Below are 22,451 nucleotides of genomic sequence, written 5' to 3' on the forward strand. Positions count from 1 at the left end.
TGAAATGCCGCTTGCATGGTCATGACGTTATCTCCCCTTTGGGCACGCGGTACATCTTGGGCGAGGTGCCGAGTGCCTGCTTGTAGCGATAGGTGGTCTCTTTCACCAGCCGTTTGGCGATGGGGCTGTCCGGATCATCCAGATTACCGAACACCAGCGCCTTGGTGGGGCAGGACTCCACGCAGGCTGGCTCCTTGCCCGCCGCCAGGTTGGTCTTGCGGCAAAAGTCGCATTTGTCCGCCACTCGGGTGACCGGGTTGATAAAGCGCACCTGATAGGGGCAGGCGGCCAGGCAATACATGCAACCGACGCAGAGATCCGGGTTGACGTCGACGATGCCATCCTCCTTGCGGATATGGGAGGCACCGGTCGGGCAGACATGCACACAGGGAGCGTTGTCGCAGTGCTGGCAGGACTTGCGAAAGAAGCGGTACTCGGCATCGGGAAATTCACCGATGGGGCCTGAGCGGATGATCTCGAGGCGCGAGACCCCTTGTGGCACCTGATTCACCTCCCGGCAGGCATCCATGCAGGCGGTACAGCCGATGCAGGCCGTCTCATCGTGGAGCATGCCATAGCGTATCCCGTCGATGGTCTGGCTGTGGGCAAGGGGGGTAGCAAGGGAGCGAGTCGGCCCCGTCATCATGATAAGGGCCCCCGCGCTCATCCCCGCCATAAAGTCACGGCGAGAGCAGCTCATGATGCCTCCTTGCCGGTAGCCGGTTTGGACTGCTCCTGCCGGGCCTTGCTGGCCTCATGTTGCTTGCTGTGGCAGTCGACGCAGAGCTTGATGCGGGATTTTTCCGGGATCCCCACCATGGGCTCTTTGGCCGGATGCAACTGGTGGCAGCTGGTGCAGGTGAGCTTGGTGGCGTGCACGTCGTGGGCCCAGAGCGCCTCGCGCAGTGGTTTGGGCTCGTGGCAGCTCATGCAGATTCCATTCTGCTCGCTGATGGGATAAAGCTTGATGCTCTCTCTATCCTTCAGGCTGTGGCTGAAGCGCATCACATCCTTGACCCCTTCCCGGTGCTGGGGGGAGGGCTGGCCGTGGCAGTTGGTGCAGGTCACCGGCTTGAGGTTGTTGGGATTGGTCGCCTGACCATGCTTGCCGTGCATCCCTTCGCTCTGCTCCTTGTGACAGTCGGTGCAGGCCTTGTCGGGATTGCGTAAAAATTCCACCTCATGTGTAGCTGGAACAGGGGCTACTGCCGGCTCGGCCGCCTGACCCTGCAGGCTGGTGAGCAGCATGGCTGCCATCAGCATCAGTCGTAAAAAATCCATCGTTAAATCACCCATAGGAAGCCTCCATCCGCTGCGGGCCCGACTTGGCGCCGGGCCCGCAGGCGCCGTTACTGTGCCAGCCGTCCGGCCGCTTTGGCCTCGGCATCCCAGGCGGGGACCGTGGTCTTGAGGAACTGGGCCTTGTCGCTGTTGAACTGCTTCATATCCATGCCAAGGGCCGCTTGCGCTTTCTCCTTGGTGGAGATGTCGGGAATGGCGATCTCGTGGGTTATTCCCTTTGCAGCCAACAGGCGCGCCAGCTTGGTGCGGGCGTCAGCGGCTTTATCCAGCGCGCTGCCGAGCACCTTGAGCGCCACTTCAGGGGCGTGCATCTGCACCCCGTGGGAGGCGATGGCATAGTCCCAGCGCCACTGGGCGTGACGGATGTCTTGCAGGATATCCTTCATCTCGGCCTCGGTGGCACCGGCATCCCAGGCCGCCTTGGCTTCAAAGTGGGTGTGAACCAGCTGTTTCTCGACTTTCAGCTTGGTCTCGATCACCGCCTCTTTGCGCTGCTTGACGATCCCTTGCAGCATCTCCTTGCTCTGGGTGTGGCAGTTGCGGCAGGTCTGCTCGAAACGATCGAAGGGGTTCCCCACCTTGTGATCGGTGTAGACCTTGCCCTGCTCGTTCTGCACCTTGGGCATATGGCAATCGACACAGGCGACGTTGTTCTGGCCGTGAATGCCGGCGCGCCAGGTTTCGTACTCGGGGTGCTGGGCTTTCAGCATCGGTGTTTTGGAGAGGGCGTGCGTCCAGTCGGCAAAGCCGATTTCATCGTAATAGGCCTCCATCTGCTCAACCGTGGTGCCCTTGTCCCAGGGGAATTTGACCGCCTTGGTGGGGCCGCTGAAGTAGTACTCCACGTGGCACTGGCCGCACACCTGGGACTGCTGATCAAAGCGCCCCTGATCCTTGAATGGCTTGCCGATGGCTGTCATGGCCCGATCGGCATAGGGACGGGAGAGGTGCAGGGCCGGTTTGCCCTCCTTGAACTCCTTCGAGGCGGTGTCGTGGCAGTCGGCGCAGCCGATGGTGTTGACTACTTCCGGCCCACCTTTTGCCCACATCCCCTTGAAGTAGCCATCCTCACCCTTCTCGTCGATGACGCGGGCCACGTCCGGGCCTTTGCAGCTCCAGCAGGCCATGGGCAGCGGACCATCTTCGGCTGTTTTCGGGGCGCCGGTACGCAGGGTTTCGCGCACATCGGTCAGCGCATAGAAGTGACCGCGCGGCTTGTTGTAATCCTTGGCGAAGGGGTAACCGCCCCACAGCACCACCATGTTGGGATCTTCCGCCAGTGCATCGGTGCGTTCCTTGCTTTCGCTGGTGGCTTGCCAACTGGTGAACTGATCGGCGTGATCCTTGGCGAACAGCTCGCTGCGCGCCTCTATCTTGCCATTGGTAGTTGCGTCATCAGCCAGTGCCCAGCCGCTGGTGCCAAGGCTGGTAGTCAGCAGCAGGGTGGCGAGGCCCAGTTTGATATGCCTGTGTTGTGAACCCACGTTTATCACTCCCAGATAAATGTTTTGGTCTCGTCTGACCCGTTCCATCTTGGTGTGGATCTTCCCCCCGTCGGGCGGGGTGGGCAGACATTCGCTTGCGGGTGAATAAAACCGCGCAATATATGATTGCTCGAGGGTTACCCTAACAAATAGGTAAATTTAATGATGATTTATCGGAGGGAGAGTTGTGCCAGATCAATTGGTGCACAGGATTGATCGCTGAAATGAGATCTGGATTAAATTTTATGGAAACTCAACTTCTTGTTAACTGCCGAGCATTCGATGGCAGGAGTTTGAACGGTCCAGTTGCGTACTGGCACTTTTTGCTGCTGATCCTGATTGCTGCCGTATTGTTCACATATTCTGGCAATGTCTTATGCTAATAATTGACTGAATATGCAAATTTTCGGTGTTGCGGTGTGAGCTTTTGACCTTCGGATTATGATCCATTTGTTGAAACTGCAGTGGATTTATCGTCAAACGACAGAAATGGTCACATGGAGTCTGATAGACCTATTAATAAAGGTGATGGAGTTGGGTTCATACAAATCTCATTTTATTAAAAAGGGCCTGTTAGATGCGCAATCTTGTAAATTATGGCCATTTTATGGCAATCATTGTCGAAAATAGCGAAAAGACCCACTTAGTCTGGTGCGGTATGATTATTGAACAGACAAGTACCCTGTAGGTACTGATGTTGGTGGTTAAGGTTTTGCTGGAGGTTGTATGGCAGAGTTGCAAATTGAAAAGTCCACGGTGATCACCCAACTCGAGGGCTCCGTGTTTGTCATCAGTGCAGATGGATCTGTCATACGAGCAACGGTGGGGATGGCATTGCAGCCGGGGGATCGCCTGCAAGCTGCCCAAGGGGGCCACTTTCAACTAGCCGAGCCGGGCAGTGATCCTGCTGGTGAGCAAGATATGGCCGCCAAACCAGAGCCCGCCACACCTGCTGCTGATGGACAACCGACCGATCCGGAACTGGCCTCGTTGCAAGAGGCGATCCTTCAGGGCGTTGACCCGACAGAGCAGTTTCAAGCGGCCGCCGCCGGTAACGCCGCCGCTGCGGGTAATATCGGTGGTGTAGCCGGTTCCAGCTCGGGTGGTTTTGTGGTGGTCGATCGTACCAATGACGCCACCCTGGCCGAGGCCGGTTTTGATACCGATCATGCGGTGCAACCTGTCGGTGATGAGCTGCTGTTTTCCGAAGAGCGCGATTTCTTTGCTGCCATCACCATCACCGAGCCCCAAACCAGCGACAACATTATCAACGCCGATGAAGCGGCAGGCGTCATCATTCGTGGTGTGGTGGATGATGTGGAGATAGGCCAGCCAGTCACTGTGACCCTTATCGATCAGGCGGGCAATTCACTGACGGTGACGACAGTGGTGCTGCCCGGCCTGGTGTGGGAAGCCAATTTTGGCGATGTGACCGGCAAGTTGGTGGATGGCCCGTTGCAGATTGTGGCCAATACCCAGGATCAGGCGGGCAACAACGCCAGCGACACCGGACAGACTCTACTCGATACCATCACCACCATTACCCTCGATCTCGCCGATGAGAGCGACACCGGCGCCAGCCAGATCGATGATCTGACCCGCGACAATACCCCGCTGCTGCAAGGGAAGGGGGAGCCCGGCGCCACCGTAACCCTGAGCCTTGGCGGCAGCGTGCTCACCGTCCTGACGGTGGATGCCGCCGGTAACTGGCAATATCAGCTGCCGCAAACCCTGGCCGATGGCCAGTACCAGTTTCAGGTCAATTCCGTGGATATTGCCGGCAACCGCGCCAGCGATACCCTCGTTATCAATGTCGATACTCAGGCATCTATCGACATCGATGATCTCGATACCACTGCCCTGTTTGGCAACAGCAGCGCCACCCTGAGCGGCTCCACCAGCAATGTGGAAGCGGGTCAGAGTGTCACCATCACACTTGTTGACAGCAATGGCCAGCCGCTGTTGACCACCTCGGCACAGGTGGGGGCCGATGGCCGCTGGCAGGTGAGCGGTCTTGATCTCTCCGGTATCAATCAATCCTTTGAAGTGCGTGCCAGTGTCACCGATCTGGCGGGCAACAGCGCCAGCGATGGGGCGCCGCTGATCGGTCAGAGCGAAACCCTGACGCTCTCCGAAGCCGGATTGGCCGGTGGCCCGATCACCGCGACCGGCAGTCTAAATACCGGTGCTGGCCAGGATGGCAATCTGCAAGTCCAGTTCGCCGCTGATCAGAGTGCCTTGGAAGGGCTGGGGCTCGTCAGCCATGGCGCGCCTCTTGGCTACACCATCAACGGTCAGACCCTGACCGCCAGTGCTGGTGGGGCGACTGTCTTCACCCTGACCCTCAACAATGACGGAAGTTACCGCATCGTCTGGAGTCAGAGTCTGGATCACGGTCAGGACGTGTTGCGCCTGCCGTTCAACCTCGAATATCGAGACAGCGACGGCGATTTGGTGAAGGCGCCGCTGGTGATCAATCTGGTGGACAGCAATCCGCCCAACTTTGACGTTGATCTCCCGCCCATTACCCTGACCGAAGATGCCTTTATCAACAGTGCTGCCGTAGTGGGTGAGAGCCGCTTTGTAGTCAAACACGGTGTCGATCCTTTGTTGGTGGATTCGCTGGTGTTCAGCAATCAGAGCAGCACCCTGACTACCCTCAACGGCTCGGGTCTTGCCAGCGATGGTCATCCGCTGACCTTTGAATTTGCCGATGATCGCACCTTGGTGGGTTACTACCTGGATGGCAGTGGCCAACGGGTGGAGGTGATGCGCGCCGAATTGAATGCGCAGCAGCAGGGCAGCGATCTGGCTGGGCGGGTGGTGGTCACCCTCACCGGCCCGCTCGATCATCAGGGGAGCGACATGCTTTCCCTCGATTTGCAGGTGAGCGCCAACGAGATAGATGGGGACAGCACCAGCGCCAACCTGACCCTGACCGTCAATGATGGCAGTGATCCCGCATTGGGCATCGACAAGGGCGTCTCGCTGCAAGAAGGTGGCAACCAGAGCATCGATGGTCAGCTGCCGGTGACGGTGGGCAGCGATCGTCTGGTCTCCCTCAACTTTGAGGCGAGCCAGTCGGCGTTGGCTGGGCTCACCAGCCAGGGCAAGGCGACGAGTTACGAGGTTCAAGACAACCAGCTGATCGTCAAGGATTGGCAGGGCAAAGCAATCCTCACCGTTACTATTGGTCTGGATGGCAAATACAATGTCTCCCTGACCGGGGTGTTTGACGAACCGGAAGCGACCAACAGCCTCAATCTTGGCCTGAAGGTACAGGGTTCAGATTTTGACGGCGACAAGAGCAATCTCGGCACCCTCAATATCAGCATTACCGATGGCGCCTTGCCGCAGGTTAATCCTGTCTCCCTCACGCTCACCGAAGATAGCAACTGGCAGCAGGGCCAGACCCTTGACGGTGATCTGACTATCACTGCGGGCAGCGATCCGCTGGCCAGCATCACCTTCGATGCCAATCAGCCGGGGCTGCAAGGGTTCACTTCGGGCAAGCAGGCCGTGACCATCACGGTGGCTGATCATCTTATCGAGGGGCGTACCCCAGATGGCAAGCTGGTGTTTGAGCTGACCCTCGGTAACGATGGCAAATACAGCTTTACCCTTCATCAACCGCTGGATCAGGGCAGTGCCGACAGCCTGCTCAAGGCGGGCTTTACCCTGCTCGACAGCGATGGTGACAGGGTCTCTTCCACTATTACCGTGGCGGTGGGTGATGGTGCCAATCCGACCATCTCCGCCGTGACTGGCACCACTATTACCGAGAAGGCGCAAGGGGAGACGGCAGCGGTCAGCACCATGAGTTTCTCGGTCGCGCACGGCAGTGATGCCCTCGACCCCAACTCCCTCGGCTTTGATATCGCCGCTATCCAGAGCACCTTGACCGGACTCACCAGCCACGGTAACCCGGTCACTTTTGCCGTCGATCCCGCAACCGGCCAGCTGGTCGGAACCGCCGGTGGCCAGGTGGTGCTGCGCGCCGAGCTGAGCTTGGTCGATAACAACGGCAACTGGAGCGTCACCGCCAAGGTCACCCTGAGCGGCGAGCTGGATCACAAGGGGAGTGAATCCCTCAACCTGCCGCTGGCCGTCACCCTGGCCGACAAGGATGGCGATCGCATTAGTACCACGCTGCCGCTCACCATCGTGGATGGCAAGGCACCGAGCTTTATCCCGGGCAAAGGCGTGTCCCTGGATGAGGGGGACCTCACCGGCAGCAACAGTATGAGTCAAACCGGTCACTTTGACGTGCAGGCCGGGTCGGATCGGGTGGTGGAGGTGGTGTTTGCCGATGGCAGCCAGCAACCTGCGCTGACCGCATTGGGTAAACCGGTGCAGTACGAGCTGGTGGATGGTGACCCGCTGATCCCGGGCAGCCAGCTCATCAAGGGCTATGTGATGGTGGATGGCCAGCGGGTCGAGGTGTTCGAGGTCAAGCTGATTGGCAGCCTCGATCAGGCGGGCAAGAACGGGTTTGACTATCAGGTCACCCTCTATCAGGGGATCCATCAGGGCGCCAACGCCGTGACCGAGCTGCCCATCAAGGTGATCGTCAACGACTACGACAAGGCGGGCGGCAACAACGACAGCACCAGTGGCACCCTCAATATCCAGATTGGGGAAGGAGATAAACCGACCCTCACTCTGACAGGTGTAACCCTCAGCGAAGGGCGCTTCGATGGCGCCAACTCGGCGGTGGATGACCAGCAGGCGAGCGGCAAGATCACCATCAAGGCTGACTCGGATCCGGTGACCGATGTGCGACTGACCCTCTCCGGTCAGGTTATGGATGCCAGCGGCAAGCCCATCACCCATAACGGCGAAACCCTGACCTGGAAAGCGGTTGGCACGGATGGTCACACTTTCCAGGCGGTGACCAGCTCTGGTCTGGTGGTGATGACGGTGTCCATCCCGACCGTCCCCGCCAGCATTGCCGCTCACACTAGCGCAGAGATCGGTTATCAGGTGACGGTGCATACCAACCTGGATCACGGTGCAGACAACAAGCTGGAGCTGAATCTGCCGGTCGAAGTCACCGACAGCGATGGCAGCAAAAATCAGGGAACCGCTACCATCACGGTGACTGATGGCATCAACCCGATCATATCCGCCATTGAACCGGTTCGGGTCGAGGAGTCTGATCTCGATGCAGTGAGCGGTCAGCATCCAGGGACCACACCTGCAGAGAGTGGAGAAACCGATAGTGGCAAGGTGACCATCACTGCCGGTTCGGATCGGGTTGCCTCCCTTGAGCTGGGTGTGGCTGCATTCAATCAGGCCAATCACCTCATGTCGGGTGGCAAAGCGGTTACGCTGGCTCCACACAGCACCGGCTGGTATCTGGCTACGGCCGAGGGAGGCAAGCCCGTTTTCTGGGTCCACCTCGATGTTAACGGCAGTTACAGCGTCCATCTGGTAGGCCAGCTTGATCACGGTGCACAAGGCAAGGATGAGTTGACCATCGAAGTGCCGCTGTTTGTCACCGATCATGATGGCGATCGCAGTCCGAACGTCAGTGTGACCGTGACGGTACAAGATGACATGCCTATCGGCACTGTGCTGGCACATACCCTGAGCGAGGGGAGCAGTACCGTGACCGGCGATCTGCTGCCTACCGCCAATGAAGGTGCGGATGGTGCCCGCGTCGAGTCGATTACCATCAATGGCCAGACGTATGCCATCAATGGCTCTTTGATACAAGATGTGATGAGCCCCGATGGCAAGCAGGTGATGGGAACCCTGACCATCTCTGCCGATGGCTCCTACTCCTTCAATCCTGCGGCCGGTTTCAATCACGATGCAAGTCAGCTCAGCCAGGTGGTGACAGCCCATCTGGTCGATGGCGATGGCGATCGTGCAGACAGCACACTGACCCTCAATCTGCAGGATGAAGCGGTGCGTTTTACCGTTAGCGCAGCCATTGGTAACGAAGATCAGGGGGCGCAAGACCCGAGGCTGGGTATCCCTATCAACATGCAGCTCGATATTGGCGATTTCGATCGCGGTGAGCATGTGGATCAGTTGCTTATCCAGGCGCCTGCCAATGCCCATGGCACCTTCTATTACAACGGCGTTGCCCTCACCACCACGGCTGATGGCAAGTGGTTTATCGTGCCGCCAGCGGCCATGGTGACCAGTGATAATGTTCACTACACCACTCAGGGGGTGACCTTTGTGCCTTCAAGCAACTGGTCGAGCTGGAGCAGTGGCGGTCAACCACTGCACTTCCAGGTGCAACTGCAGGTCGGTGTCACCGAAGGGGCAGCACCTGCGGCCGTAACGGGCGATCTGGCGGTGACGGTGCGCGGCGTGGCCGACAAGCCGATGTGGGACACAGCCAACACCACTCGCCACTATGAGACCAATGAAGACAGTACGGGTATCAAGCTGGACGTCAAGGCGAGCCTGACTGATACCGACAGATCCGAGACGTTGACCTATCAGATCAAGCTGGAAGCGGGCAAGGGAATCCTGATGCTCGACGGTGTCGAGCTCAAGCCAAATAGCAATGGCATCTACACCGTTTCGGCAGGCACCATCAACAAGGTGACTGTGGTTCCGGGCGAGGATTTCAGTGGTGACATCAAGCTGTCGGTGACGCCGATCAGCACCGAGAAGAACCCTATCGCTCAGGGTCAGGGCACGGTGCAGGGAGACAAAATTGATCTGGTGATCAACGTCAATCCGGTGGCCGATGAAGCCAAGCTCACCGTGCGTGACATTCAGGGCAAGGAAGACACCCTGCTCGATCTGGGCAGCAAGATCTCCCTTACTCATCTGGATGACAAACTCGATGGCTCCGAGCAGATGTTTGTCCGCATCAGCGGCCTGCCTGCCGATGCAACCTTGTTGCTGGGTGGTTCCGCCGTTGCACAAAACATAGACGGTTACTATGAGGTTCCTGTTGATCGGATTGGCGAACTCAAGCTGCAACCGCCGAAAAACAGCAACGTCGATTTCGACTTGATCATCAAAGGGGTGGTGAAAGACACGGCTACTCTGACAAATGCCAGTGGCCAGACCCATACCATGGTGAACGAGAAGGAGACGGGCTCCCAGACCCTTCATGTGGATCTGGTGGGGGTGGTGGATAAACCGGACTTCATTCTGAGCGATACGGGCTGGACCCAAGATGGTGAGGGTTACAGCATCACAGTGGCTGAGGATGGGCGCGCTCCCCTGGATTTCAAGCTGGTATCGGGTGAGCTGGCGGATACCCCGTGGGATAAATCCGAGAGCCTCAACGTGGTGCTGCAAGGGCTACCGGAAGGGGCTCGGGTCTTTGATGCCAATGGCAAGGAGCTGACCCTTACCTTTGCCGGGCTCGATGCCAGCGGCAAACCGACCTATCAGGTCAATGTATCGGATCTTGGCAACCTGCTTATTCAGCCGTCCCATAACAGCACGGCGGATTTGAACCTGATCGCCAAGGTGGTGGTGACCGAGAACGATGGTGATCACAAGAGCTTCGAGGTGCCGCTGCATATCAAGGTTGAACCGGAGATTGACGCCACCGACTACAGCAAGACCAGCCATGGCCTGGAAGATCAGTTCACCGTGCTGGACTGGCATCCGACCCTTACTGACGGCGCCGAGAGGGTCACGGCGCTGAGTCTCTCCGGGGTGGAGGATGGCTACCAGATCTGGCTGCGAGTCGGCAGTGTCGAGAGTCAGCTGACCGTGGTCAGTGGCAAGGTCACCCTGACAGCCGCCCAGCTCGACAGCCTGCTCAACGGGGGGCAGCTGCTGGTGAAGGCGCCGGAGGATAGCGATCGGGATACCACTATCCAGAGCCATGTCACAGTGACCCAGCACGATGTGGATTCGGGAGCCGTGGCCGAGAAGGTGATCGATGGCAATCTGCATGTCGATATCCAGGCCGTGGTGGAGTCCGATGGCAAGCTGGTGCAGACCGGCGGCCCGCTGGTAGGTCAGGGCGGTGCCGATATCGATCTGGCAGGGCGTTTCCTCTTTACCGACCTCGATCCCTCGAGTGTGGAGGAGATCGACTATCTGGTGATTAACCTGCCGGTGTTGAACGGTGGCAGAGGCGATCAGTTTGTAGTGATTGGCGGTATCAACAACGGTAACGGCAGCTGGATCGTGCCGGCGGGCAACCTCGGCAGCTTCAAGTTGCATGCGCCGGACGGGGTTGTCGGCAAGGTTCAACCGATCCGCATCGATGCCATGGTGATCGACCGGGGCGACGATGGCGATGCCAGTGCCCATGTCAAAGTGAGCCTGGAAACCAGTGCCGAATTTGAGAACACGCCAGTGACGCCCAAGACACCGGCGGCGACTGTCGATATCGACGACAACGCTGTGCTGGTGGGCAAGGAGGATATCCGGGGTGATTTTGGTCAGCAGCTCAAAGGCGTGATCCATATCGGCGCCGCCGACCAGGCGAGCGACGAGGTGACCATAGTCCTCAAGGGGCTTCCGGCGGGCGTGACCATCAGCGGGGCCGAGTACAACATCTCGACCGGTGAGTATGTGATCAAGGTGCCGCCGTCACTGGTGGGGCTGGAAGGGCTGACCCTCGGTTTGCCGCAAGACTTTGCCGGCTCGCTCAATATCGAGGTGAAGGTGGTGAATACTGATACCGCCAGCGGCAATATCAAGGTTGACAGCAGCACGGTCCGGGTCGATGTGGCCCCCGTTGTCGATGTGAATGGTGGCCGTGGCGAGCACCCGGAACTGACTTTGAGCGTGCTGGATACCAACCATGACGGACAGCCGGACAATCTGGAAGATAGCGAGATCCACCTCGATCTCTCGGTGAAACTGGCTGATATCAGCCCGAGCGAGGCTGATGGAGGTGTCGAGACGGTGAAGGCGGTGACCATTAGCGTCGATCCCAAGTTTGGCTATTTCCTAGTCGGCAACCAGCCACTGACCACATTGGTGGTCAACGACGTAGCAGCCCTCAAGGATTTGGTGTTTGTGCCCAAAGAGCATTTCAGCGGTCAGGTACCGCTCGACATCAAGGTCGATATCGTTGATACCGCGCTGGTCGGTGGCCAGCTGGTGACTGACAGCGGCAGCTGGAGCGGAGAGGTCGGCTTTGAGGTGAGACCAGTCAACGATCCGGCCCAGCTCTCGGTGCACAGCGTCACGGGGAGCGAGGATGGCACGGTCAACCTTGCCGGATTTGGCGCAACCCTTATCGACAATGATGGCTCCGAGCAGATCGTCGCGCTGCAGATCAAGGGGGTACCGGATGGCTTCACCCTGTCGGCTCCGGCGGTCAACAATGGTGGCGGCGTCTGGCAGGTACCCGTGGGGACCGATTTCTCCAAGCTGACCCTGATCCCGCCAGCGGACTTCAGCGGCACCGTGGATCTGTCACTCAGCGCCTTTACCTTGGACAAGGGGCTCACCATCCCGCTCGAAACCAGTGGCAGCTTTACCGTCACCGTCAATCCGGTGGGGGATGCCCTTATCGCCGACATTCAGGGTCAGGCGAGCGGTACCGAAGGGGATGTGATTACTCTGGATCTGGGGCTGGAGACCCGGGATTCCCAGCCAACCGGCGGCAGTGCGGGTAATGTGCATGAGAACAAGCCCGAGCAGGTGCGGGTCACCATCGAAGGGGTGCCTGATGGTGCCGAGATCCGATTGCCACATGGCGTGGCGGGGACGGTTGTTGATCTGGGTGGCGGTCGCTGGCAGGTCACCACCGAGGGCGGCAAGCTGGGTGCAGTCGAGCTGGTGACCAATGATGCCAACGGTGCACTGGATCTCAAGATCACCGCCCAGAGCCTCGACAACGGCGCCCTTGGCCCCGAGGTCAATGGCACCATCCATGTGGATGTAAGCCCGGTCAACGATGCGCCAATCAACGTATTGCCAACGACCCCTCAGGTCGCGCAGGAAGATCAGCCCTTCGTCATCCACGGTTTGCAGGTGAAAGATGTGGATGCGGGCAACAGCCCCATCAAGATCACCCTGTCGGTGGAGCATGGCACCCTGACGCTGCCTGCTGGCAGCGGCGTGACGGTGGTCGGCAACGGCACCGGTTCGCTGGTGCTGACCGGCACGCTGGCCGATCTCAATGCCTTGCTCTCTGGCGGGGTCACCTATCAGGGCAACAGTGATTTCTACGGCAATGACGCCCTGACCATGGTCACCAACGATCAGGGGAACACGGGTAGTGGCGGGGCACTCAGCGATACCGATGTGCTGCCCATCGAGGTGCAGCCGGTCAACGATGCCCCGGTCAATCAGCTGCCTGGCAGCATGACGGTGAAGGAAGATGGCTCCCTGTCGCTCTCCGGCGTCAGCGTGAAGGATGTGGATGCAGGCAGTGCGCCTGTCTCCATGGTGCTGCGGGTCGAGCATGGTGTACTGACCTTGATGGGTGCAACCGGTGCCGTGATGGTGCAGGGGGCGGGTACCAGCGAGATCACCTTGGTGGGGTCGCTGGCCGATCTCAACCAGTTGCTGGCAAGCAACCTGCACTATGAACCGGCCAAAGATTTCTGGGGAGAGGATACCCTTACCGTCACTACCTCCGATCAGGGCAACACTGGTGCGGGTGGCCCGCTGAGCGACACCGATCAGGTGACCATCACGGTCACTCCCGAGCCGGATATGCCGGGTCTGACGGTGGATCAGCATGCGTTCCATGCCTTGCAGGGGGCCGTTATCCCCCTTGGCATCAACGCCAGCGTGGTCAACCCGGCCACCGGCGAGCTCTCCATCCGCATCAGCGGCCTGAATGGGGCGCAGGTGCAGGATGAGCATGGTCAGATTGTTGGTCATGCCGATGGCAATGGCGACTGGCTGATCCCGGCCGATCACTCGGTTCCGCTCTACTTCAGCGGTTTTGGCGACGGTGACCATGTGCTGGGGATCAGTGCCGAATCGAGTGTCGGCGGCTCAACCGTCAGCACGCCCCTTGAGACCATTACGGTGTACGGCCAGAGTGGTAATGAGTTGGTCGGTTCCGATCAGGGGGATTGGCTGTTTGGTTCCTCCGGCGATGACCGTCTATTGGGGGGGCATGGCAACGACATCCTCACCGGCGGGGCTGGCAGCGATCTCTTCGTCTGGCAGCACGGGGACGAGGGGAGTCAGGGGCAGCCCGCCATCGATACCATCACCGACTTCCATCCGGAGCAAGGGGACAAGATCGATCTGGCTGACATGCTGCAAGGGGTCACTGGCAATGGTGTCGATGATCTGCTCAAGCATCTCTCCGCCTCGGTGACCACGGGGAGCAATGGCCTGAGCGATGTGAATCTCTCGGTTTCACCCGCGGGTGATGGCCAGATAACCCAGCAGATCACCCTGAAGGATGTGGATTTGAGTAGCTGGAATCTCACCAGCACCTCGTCCCACGATATCCTGCAGAGCATGCTGGAAGATCAACATAGCCTGATCATCCAGCACCCCTAATAGCGTGTGTGAAGCGTAAAAAAGAAGAGCCGGCAATTACCGGCTCTTTGTTTATCTCTGCGTGGATTGTTTTTATGCGGCCGTAAGGGCCGGGGATTCAGGCCAACGCCTGGGCCAGCAGGTGGATCGGATGTTCACAGCGGAAGCTGGTGCTCATCTCGATCTGCCATTTGCAGGTCTCGCAGTCGGTGATCACCAGATCGGGGGAGAGGCGGTTGATTTGATCAAACAGCCCCTCGCCGATGGTCTGGCTTGTCTGGTAGTTCTCCGACTTGAAGCCGTAGGTGCCGGCGATACCACAACACTGGGACTCCAGCACCGTCACCTTGACCCCGGGAATGGCGCGCAGCAATTCGAGGGTGTAGATGACGCCCCCCATTTTTTCCATGTGGCAGGGGGTGTGGTAGGCGATGTGCAGATTGAGCGGCTTCATCGCCGGTTTGTTGCCCTTGTAGAACTCGTTCCACAGGAAGCGGGTCACCAGCGAGATGCGATCCCGCACCTTGTGGTTGTCCTGCTCCAGCAGGTGGGGGTATTCATCGCGCAGGGTGAAGCCACAGGTGGAGGAGGTGGCTAGCAGCGGCATCTCGTTGCCCAGCAGGGAGTTTTCCATCTGCTTGATATTAAAGGCCGCCTGCTGCTTGGCCTTGTCCATGAAGCCGTTGGCAATCAGCGGTACGCCGCAGCACTTCTCCCGCTCCAGCAACTGCACACCTATGTTCATGGCGTTGAGCACCTGTACCAGCTCCTTGCCAAGCTGCGGGTGGTTGTAGTTGACGTAGCAGCCGTGGAAGTAGGCGATCTGCCGCGCAAAGCTGGCCTGAGTCTCTTTCTGCTTTTTGTACCAGCCGCGGAAGGTGCCTTGGGAGTATTTGGGCAGATCGCGGTGGGATGAGACCCCCAGCGCCTTGTCCAGCACCAGCTTCATCGGCTTGAGGCCGGTGGTGAAGTTGACCACCGGGGCCATCAGGGTAGACATGCTGCCCATCAGATCGGTGTGAGAGAGCACGAACTCGCGGATCCCCGGTTTGAAACCGCTGTACTGATGCTTGGCCTTGGCGATGATGTCGCCGATGCGCACTCCGCTCGGGCAGGCCACTTCGCAGCGTTTGCAGTTGGTGCAGTGCTTGAGGGCGCTGTCAAAGAGCTCGGGGCTCTTGATCCGCAGCCGCTCGCCATCCGGGCCCGCCTGTTTCGGGCCGGGGTAGGCGGGGTTGGCCTTGGCCACCGGGCAGTAGGCGGTACAGACGGTGCATTTGATGCACTGATCGAAAGTTTGGTTGGCGTGATCCAGTAGCATGTCAGTTCTCCTCCCGTAGGGTGTGAAGGCACGGGATATGGGACAAAATCATCATTGAGCTGAACTCAAAATGTGACCGGCGGCCTGCCAGCCGGTGGCAACGGCAACACCGGAGCCGGAACCTTCACGAATTGGGTCGTAATGGGCCAAGACACTGCCCGCGCCATAGAGGTTGGTGAGCGGCTTGCCGCCACGCAGCACTCTGAGTTTGTTGTCGGTCTTGACCCCGAAGCCCATGAAAGGGTGATGGTCAAACAGGCGACGACCGGCCCAGGCATCACGCTCCTCCAGACTCAACACATCGGCATCGAAGATGGGCTCGCGAATGCCGCGCAGACGGGATTCCAGCCCGCGGCTAAAGAAGCTGCCGGAGGCGAGCACGAAGTTGTCCGCCTCGAACAGCTGATCATCGCCATTCTGGGTATGTACGCCGACTACCCGGTCACCTTCGTAGCGGGCGCCCAGCACCCGCTCGCTGGTGAGGAAGGTGCCGCCAAGGGCCATAAAGCGGCGCTTGAGCGCCTCCTGCATCCGCATGCCGATCAGTGACGGCGGCATGGTGGCCACCTCCTTGATGGTGCAGCCGGTACGCTGTTCCAGCTCCGCCAGACGCGGGCCAACCAGCCCCAGCGAAAGGCAGGCGGGCAGCACGATATGGCGGCAGACGGGTACGCCGCTCTCCTGCACCATGCGGCTGATCTCGCGGGCCAGATCGGCCACCAGATGGTGTTTGTCACACAGACGGGCGATATCGGCTGAGCGAAACTCGTGGGGATTGCGGCTGAATTCCGCCAGCTGGGGCAGGCGGATTTCGCCAGTCAGAATGCGGCAGTGGGCAAAACGCGGATGGGTCGCCAGATTGGCGGCCGCCAGTGCCGGATGAAAGTCACGAAAGCCCTCGAGGGTGGCCAGCAGTAGTACATCGGGGATCGGCGCATCTGTGACACAGGCACAGGTATCGGGGGAGAGCCAGGTGCGCTTGAGGGTACCGATGGGAGTCAGGCGCTGGTGATTGGTGTCGTGGCGAACCAGCGGCAATCCCTGCTCGGCGCAGTGGCGCTGCAGATCGGCCAGACTCGCTTCGATATTTTGCATTCCTACTTTGCTGTAGGGATGATCCGGATGGGCAGCCATAAAGGCGGGCAGGGCGGCGCGGGGATCTCCCTCGCTTTCGAGCAGATCGACCGAGCCGGAGGAGAAGTGCAGGGCACTCTGGCCGGAGGCCATCAGCAGGGTCTTCTGGCCTGCCTCCACCAGCCGCAGGGCAGCCGAGAGTCCCGCCATGCCACCGCCGATAACGATATTGTCAAACTTCATGACGGCTCTCCTTGTGAGTGGTCTCGCCGGTTGGGCCGCGTGGGGCATCGGCAACCAGTTGCGGCGCCGTCCATTCCCCCAGGCCAAACAGCCCTTCGTAGATCCAGTAGGTGAACTCGGCCTCGCGCAGGGCATCGCCCCACAGAACGGGGCGGGTTCCCTTGTAACGCTCCTCTAGGAACTGGCGCAGCATGACGCAGGCCTGACGGCCATCGGCCTTGCCGTACTCCTGCATCAGACCGGCGGCGCGGTAGGCGCACAGCTCCCCCTGACAGGGCCCCATCCCCAGACGGGTGCGGCGGCGCAGGTCGATGAGGTTGTCCACATCCAGCTCGCGCAGGGCGTATTCGATTTCACCCGCGGTGACCATTTCACACTCGCAGATGAGGGCGTTGGCCTTGGGGTTGTCACGGAAGAAGGCGATAACCCGCTCGCCGTGGCGGTATTGGGCGGAGCCTTCGACCGGCACCGAGAGGCCGGGAGCGGAGACCTTTTCCGGATCCCGTGAGCCGGGCAGGCTCAGTTCGGCGGTCTGGCAGGGTTTGCTGTTGCCGAGTTTCTTGGCCAGCAGATCGGTGGCCCATTCCGCCATCAGGCGGTAGGTCATCAGCTTGCCGCCGGTGATGGTGTTGAAGCCCTTGAGGCCGTCACGCTCGGCGTGATCCAGCAGCACGATACCGCGGCTGATGTTGCGGCCGGTGTCGTCACCGTCCACCGCCACCAGCGGGCGTACCCCGGCGTAGGCGCGCAGCAGACGGGTGCGGGCCATGATGGGGGCGAGCTTGATCCCCTCGCGCAGCAACACTTCGACCTCTTCGGGTTCGACGGTGAGCTGGTCAATCTTGTTGTAATCGATGCGACTGGAGGTGGTACCGATGAGGGAGATGGTATCGCCCGGCACCAGAATGTCCGCATCCGCCGGTTTGCGAGCACGGTTGAGCACCAGCTGGTTGATGCGGTAATCCATGATGAGCAGGGAGCCCTTGGCCGGGAACATGCGGATGCCGAGATCGGCGTATTCGCAAATTTGCTGGCCCCAGATGCCGGCGGCGTTGATCACCTCCTGACACTCCACCTCAAATGCTTCGCCGGTGCGGGTGTTGATCGCCTTGACCCCGTGTACCCGATCCTGAGTGCGCAAGAGTCCCAGCACCTTGCTGTGGGTGAAGATGCGGGCGCCATGCTCTTTGGCATCCAGCACGTTGGCAGCGGCGAGGCGGAACGGGTCGACCGTGCCATCCGGCACATGGATGGCGCCGATCATCGCCGGGTTGGCGTTGGGCTCGAGCCGCAGGGCTTCACCGGGATCGAGCTGGCGGGTTTCGATACCGGCCAGGGAGCAGGCATCCATAAAGGTGGTTTGGAAATTGATGTCATCTTCCGGCAGGGTGAGGAAGAGGCCGCCTGTGTCCTCGACACAGTGGCTGGCGATCCGCTTGAGGACGCGGTTTTCCTGGATGCATTCGCGGGCGGACTCCTGATCTGTCACCGCGTAGCGGGCACCGGAGTGGAGCAGGCCGTGGTTGCGGCCGGTGGTGCCGGCGGCGATATCATCGCGCTCGAGCAGGATGCAGTCGATGCCGCGCAGTGCGCAATCGCGCATGATGCCGGCCCCTGTGGCACCGCCGCCTATGATGACGACTTGTGTAGTTATTCTTTTCATTGTTGCCCGTCTCATCTCTTCCAGATGAGGCCAGTGTGGCCTACTTCTGAGTGGAAATGTTTGATATGGGCCAAATTTGCGCTCGCAAACGCTCATTTTCTCGCGCGTTAATGAGCATTATGTGACATTTGTCACGTTTGTTATCGCAGCGGTTAATGGGCTGGTGGCAAATGGCAGACACAAAAAAGGGGCATCGGATGCCCCTTGTCACTGTTTGACGAGTCTGATGGGTGTGTGATGCGTCAGCCGCAGCACTTCTTGTGCTTTTTTCCGCTGCCACAGGGGCAGGGATCGTTGCGTCCTGCCTTGAGGGGGGCTGGATCCTGCTCTCCCTCGGTGTAGACCCAGCGCCCCTGATAACGCACGAAGCGGGAACGCTCATGGAGGCAGTGACGCTCATCCCCCTCCAGAAACCAGGCTTTGAACTCCACCATTCCGGTTTCATCCTCCGGGCCGCCCTGGCTGGCGATGATCTCGAGACCGTCCCAGCGGGTGTCGATGTGAGAGAGCTCTTCGGCGGTGAGGCCGCCAAGGTGGGCTGGGTGCCAGCTATGGACCAGATACTCCCCCAGACTGAGCACAAAAGCGCTGTAGCGCGAGCGCATCAGCTGCTCCGGGGTGTCAGCCACAGCGCCACTGTGACGTGAGCCACAGCACAATTCGAGAGAAAGGGTTGAGCCGCAAGGACAAAGATTCATGATTTTCACGTTCTGGCCGATTTGTTTAAGGGAATTGTAACGAAAGCTGGGCTCGCCCTGCCAGCACCTATACTGATGAGTAAGCAAGGAATTCCAATAAAAACAGCTGCAAGGATGTGAAAGATGACGCTAAAGCAGAAAATCCTGTTACTGGGTGCAGTCCCCGTACTGTTGATGGCCCTGGTGGTCAATCTCAGTAACTACATGGTCTCCAAGAGTGATCTGGAGTCTGATCTGGTGGTGGCGAGGGAAAATGCCATCAAGGAGCGTAAAGCGCTGCTCAGCAGTTACATCATGATGGCCAAAACTGCCGTCGATGCCGTGTATTCCCTGCCGGATTCTCCGGAAAATCGTCAAAAGGTCAAAGAGTTGCTCAGGCCGCTGCGTTACAGCAGTGACGGCTACTTTTTTGTCTATGACTTCGAGGGCAATACCATACTGCTGCCGGTGCGTACCGAGCTGGAGGGGAAAAACCGCTGGAACGACAAGGATGCCAAGGGCAAATTGCTGATCCAGGAGATCCTCAAGTCGGCCCGTCAGGGGGATGGTTTTACCGAATACTGGACGGCCAAGCCCTCCATCGGTCGCGATGCCCCCAAACTGGCCTTTACTCTGGTGCTGGACAAATACCAGTGGGCCATTGGCACCGGTTTTTATATCGATGATATCGACAACGAGCTGGCGGCCCTGCGGGCAGAGCGCGAGAGCAACATGCATGCCTCGTTGCAGAGCAGTGTGCTGGTGATCCTGCTGATCCTCGGTATCACCCTGGCGGCGACCGTTATTGTGGGCAACCGGGTCACCAAGCCGTTGGCGGATGCGGTACTGGCATTGAACGATATTGCCAACGGCGACGGGGATCTGACCCAGCGCCTCAAGGTGCAGAGTCAGGACGAGATTGGCCAGCTGGCCAGCGCCTTCAACCGCTTTGTCGAGCGGATCCAGTCGGTGGTAAGTCAGGTGGGCGAGACCAGCAACCACCTCTTTAGCGCGGTCGACAAGTTGCACCATTTGAGCGAGCACTATGACCATCAGATGCAGGGTCACAGTCGCGAGACCGATCAGGTGGTCACAGCGGTGACCGAGATGAGCTCCACCGCTCAGGAGGTGGCGGCCAGTGCCTCCAATGCCGCGACAGCAACCAGCGATGCGGCCCGTGAGTCGGACGCCGCCCGGGGTGTGGTGAGCGGGGCCATCAACAGTATCAACCGGCTGGTGGGGGAGGTGCATACTGCCTCCGGCGTTATCGAGCAATTGGCGCAAGAGACCGCCAAGATTGGCTCGGTGGTGGAGGTCATTCGCGGCATTGCCGAGCAGACCAACCTGCTGGCGCTGAACGCCGCCATCGAGGCGGCCCGTGCCGGTGAGCAGGGGCGGGGCTTTGCGGTGGTGGCGGACGAAGTGCGTTCGCTGGCTGGTCGTACCCAGCAGAGCACCAAGGAGATCAACGAGATGCTGCAACGTCTGCAGGGCGGGGTGAAGCAGGCGGTGGAGGTGATGCAGGCGAGCGAGGATCGCAGCCAGGAGACGGTGCAGGAGGCGAGCCATATCGCCAGCTCCCTCGATAGCATGGTGATGGCGGTCAGTACCATCAACGACATGAACATCCAGATCGCCACCGCCGCCGAAGAGCAGCATGCGGTGTCGGAGGAGATCAACAAGAACCTGGTGGCCATTCAGCAGATTGTCAGCGAGTTGACCAGCGCGGCGGTGGAGTCTAACAGCACCACCCGCGATCTGGCCAATACCGGCGACAAATTGCGCAAACTGGTCTCGCAATTCCGATATTGATCTTGCAATGGTCCGTGACGGCAACCACAAGATGCGGCCTGACCCCCGGTTCAGGCCGCACTTTATTTGGGGATTGACCAATAATGTGTGAAAATTGCCAGCCTCTTTTTTTCAGCCTTTGCCCCATACCCTATGAATGAGATCGTGAAAGGTAGTATCGATTTGATCCGGCAGCTCAACTACGGCCTGGTCTATGCCAGCCTGGAAGAGCACAAGGAGCTGTCGCGCACCGATCTCTCCCGCCTGACCGGTCTCTCGCCAGCCAGTATCACCAAGATCACCCGGGAACTGCTCGATGGGGGTCTGGTGGTCACCTGTGGTGAAAGTTCGGTGGGGCGCGGCCGTCGTCAGACCTTGCTGCGCATCAACGAGCGCCGCTTCCAGTTTCTCTCCATGCGTCTTGGCCGTGGCTACGTGGATATGGCGCTGTTTGACTTCTCCGGTCGCTCGCTGGCCCGCCAGCGCCACCTCTTTACCGAGGAGGAGCGCGCCGATCTGCTGGGCAGTCTGGTGCACGCCATCAAGGTGTTTTTGCCGAGAAAGTCCCTCAGTCTGGCCTGTATCGCCCTCTGCCTGCCGGGTCAGGTAGAGCGCCACTCCGGCATGGTCAAGCACTTCCCCTTCTACGATCTGCGCAACTGGCCCCTTGGCCCAACTCTGCAACAGGCGTTCTCGGTACCTGTGCTGGTGAGCGGTGACGTGCGCACCTGGATCCAGGCCGAGCGGGAGTGGGGGGCCGCCAAAAATTGTGCCGATGCGGTGCTGGTGTTTGTCCACAACGACATCGGGGTCGGCATGGTGGTCAATGGTCAGCTCATCGAGAGCGAGAATGCGCTGCTCGGGGATCTCAGCCACCTGCAGCTCGAGCCCTATGGCCAGCGCTGCTACTGCGGTGGTTTTGGCTGCGCCTGCACCCTGGTGACCAATCAGGCGCTGGAGGCGCAATACCGGGATCTGCGCGAACGGATGCAGGAGCACGACTTGCCCGAGAGCGTCACCATTCGCGAGCTGTGCGAGCTGGCGCTGGCGGGTAACAGCCTTTGCCAGGATATTCTCCATCAGGCGGCGGGCCGCCTCTCCAAGGTGCTCTCCAATCTCATCTGCCTGCTCAATCCGGGCAAGCTGCTGCTGGGGGGCGAGATCACCCGTGCCGATCGGCTGCTGTTCCCCATGCTGCACCAGTCGCTGGCCAGCCAGTTGCCCGCCGAATATCTGGTGCGGCTGCAGATTGAATCCACCCACTTCTACGAAGATCCCACCAAGCCCACTTCGGTGCAGGTGCACAAGGCACTGCGCGATGGCAGCCTGTTGCTGGAGCTGCTGCGCAGCTGTCAGGAGTCGTAAGGCAAGAGGAGTGGGCACTGCATCTGGCGAAAGGGGCAGGGATTGCTGTTCCGCCAGCGCGTAACTCGGTACAATCTTGCGCTTTTCCGGCAGCCCCCTGTTATCGCGCCCTGTGGCGCCATGACATGTTGGCA

General features: G+C 59.6%; 10 protein-coding genes. 3 read left to right on the plus strand and 7 right to left on the minus strand.

All coding sequences use genetic code 11. The features are described 5' to 3' along the window. Positions 1–19: 19 nt before the first annotated feature. Genes nrfC through nrfA form a run of 3 tightly spaced genes read right to left on the minus strand, consistent with a single transcriptional unit; the run spans position 20 to position 2,786 of the window. A complete protein-coding gene (nrfC, locus tag ACB040_RS00770) occupies positions 20–700 on the minus strand; it encodes a cytochrome c nitrite reductase Fe-S protein (protein ID WP_236295566.1) in 681 nt (226 codons plus the stop codon). Further along, positions 697–1,296 (minus strand): cytochrome c nitrite reductase pentaheme subunit, encoded by a 600-nt coding sequence (nrfB, locus tag ACB040_RS00775; RefSeq protein ID WP_338774711.1) that lies wholly within the window; start codon positions 1,294–1,296, stop codon positions 697–699. The genes nrfC and nrfB overlap by 4 nt, the downstream gene beginning before the upstream one ends. Positions 1,297–1,349: 53 nt before the next feature. Next, positions 1,350–2,786, minus strand: a complete 1,437-nt coding sequence (gene nrfA, locus ACB040_RS00780; RefSeq protein ID WP_371153805.1) for an ammonia-forming nitrite reductase cytochrome c552 subunit — start codon at positions 2,784–2,786, stop codon at positions 1,350–1,352. Positions 2,787–3,512: 726 nt separating this feature from the next. On the opposite strand from nrfA, the gene ACB040_RS00785 reads away from it, so the two are divergent. Then, positions 3,513–14,204 (plus strand): retention module-containing protein, encoded by a 10,692-nt coding sequence (locus ACB040_RS00785; RefSeq protein ID WP_371153803.1) that lies wholly within the window; start codon positions 3,513–3,515, stop codon positions 14,202–14,204. 97 nt (positions 14,205–14,301) lie between these two features. On the opposite strand, the gene glpC is transcribed toward ACB040_RS00785, so the two are convergent. The 4 genes from glpC to ACB040_RS00805 form a co-directional block, all read right to left on the minus strand. Next, the gene (glpC, locus tag ACB040_RS00790; protein ID WP_236294136.1) at positions 14,302–15,504 is read right to left on the minus strand and encodes an anaerobic glycerol-3-phosphate dehydrogenase subunit GlpC; all 1,203 of its coding nucleotides are present in this window, start codon (positions 15,502–15,504) and stop codon (positions 14,302–14,304) included. A 51-nt stretch (positions 15,505–15,555) separates the two neighbouring features. Then, positions 15,556–16,821, minus strand: a complete 1,266-nt coding sequence (glpB, locus tag ACB040_RS00795) for a glycerol-3-phosphate dehydrogenase subunit GlpB (protein ID WP_371153801.1) — start codon at positions 16,819–16,821, stop codon at positions 15,556–15,558. Further along, a complete protein-coding gene (glpA, locus tag ACB040_RS00800; protein WP_371153799.1) occupies positions 16,811–18,484 on the minus strand; it encodes an anaerobic glycerol-3-phosphate dehydrogenase subunit A in 1,674 nt (557 codons plus the stop codon). The genes glpB and glpA overlap by 11 nt, the downstream gene beginning before the upstream one ends. A 242-nt stretch (positions 18,485–18,726) precedes the next feature. After that, positions 18,727–19,182 (minus strand): YchJ family protein, encoded by a 456-nt coding sequence (locus ACB040_RS00805; RefSeq protein ID WP_371153797.1) that lies wholly within the window; start codon positions 19,180–19,182, stop codon positions 18,727–18,729. 123 nt (positions 19,183–19,305) lie between these two features. On the opposite strand from ACB040_RS00805, the gene ACB040_RS00810 reads away from it, so the two are divergent. Both ACB040_RS00810 and ACB040_RS00815 read left to right on the plus strand, forming a co-directional pair. Then, entirely contained in the window at positions 19,306–20,973 is a 1,668-nt protein-coding gene (locus ACB040_RS00810; protein WP_100645734.1) for a methyl-accepting chemotaxis protein, read from the plus strand. 132 nt (positions 20,974–21,105) lie between these two features. Beyond that, positions 21,106–22,317, plus strand: a complete 1,212-nt coding sequence (locus ACB040_RS00815) for an ROK family transcriptional regulator (RefSeq protein ID WP_005333476.1) — start codon at positions 21,106–21,108, stop codon at positions 22,315–22,317. Positions 22,318–22,451: the final 134 nt, after the last annotated feature.

Origin of the sequence: Aeromonas sp. S11(2024), assembly GCF_041402345.1 — a bacterium.
Classification (GTDB): domain Bacteria; phylum Pseudomonadota; class Gammaproteobacteria; order Enterobacterales; family Aeromonadaceae; genus Aeromonas; species Aeromonas veronii.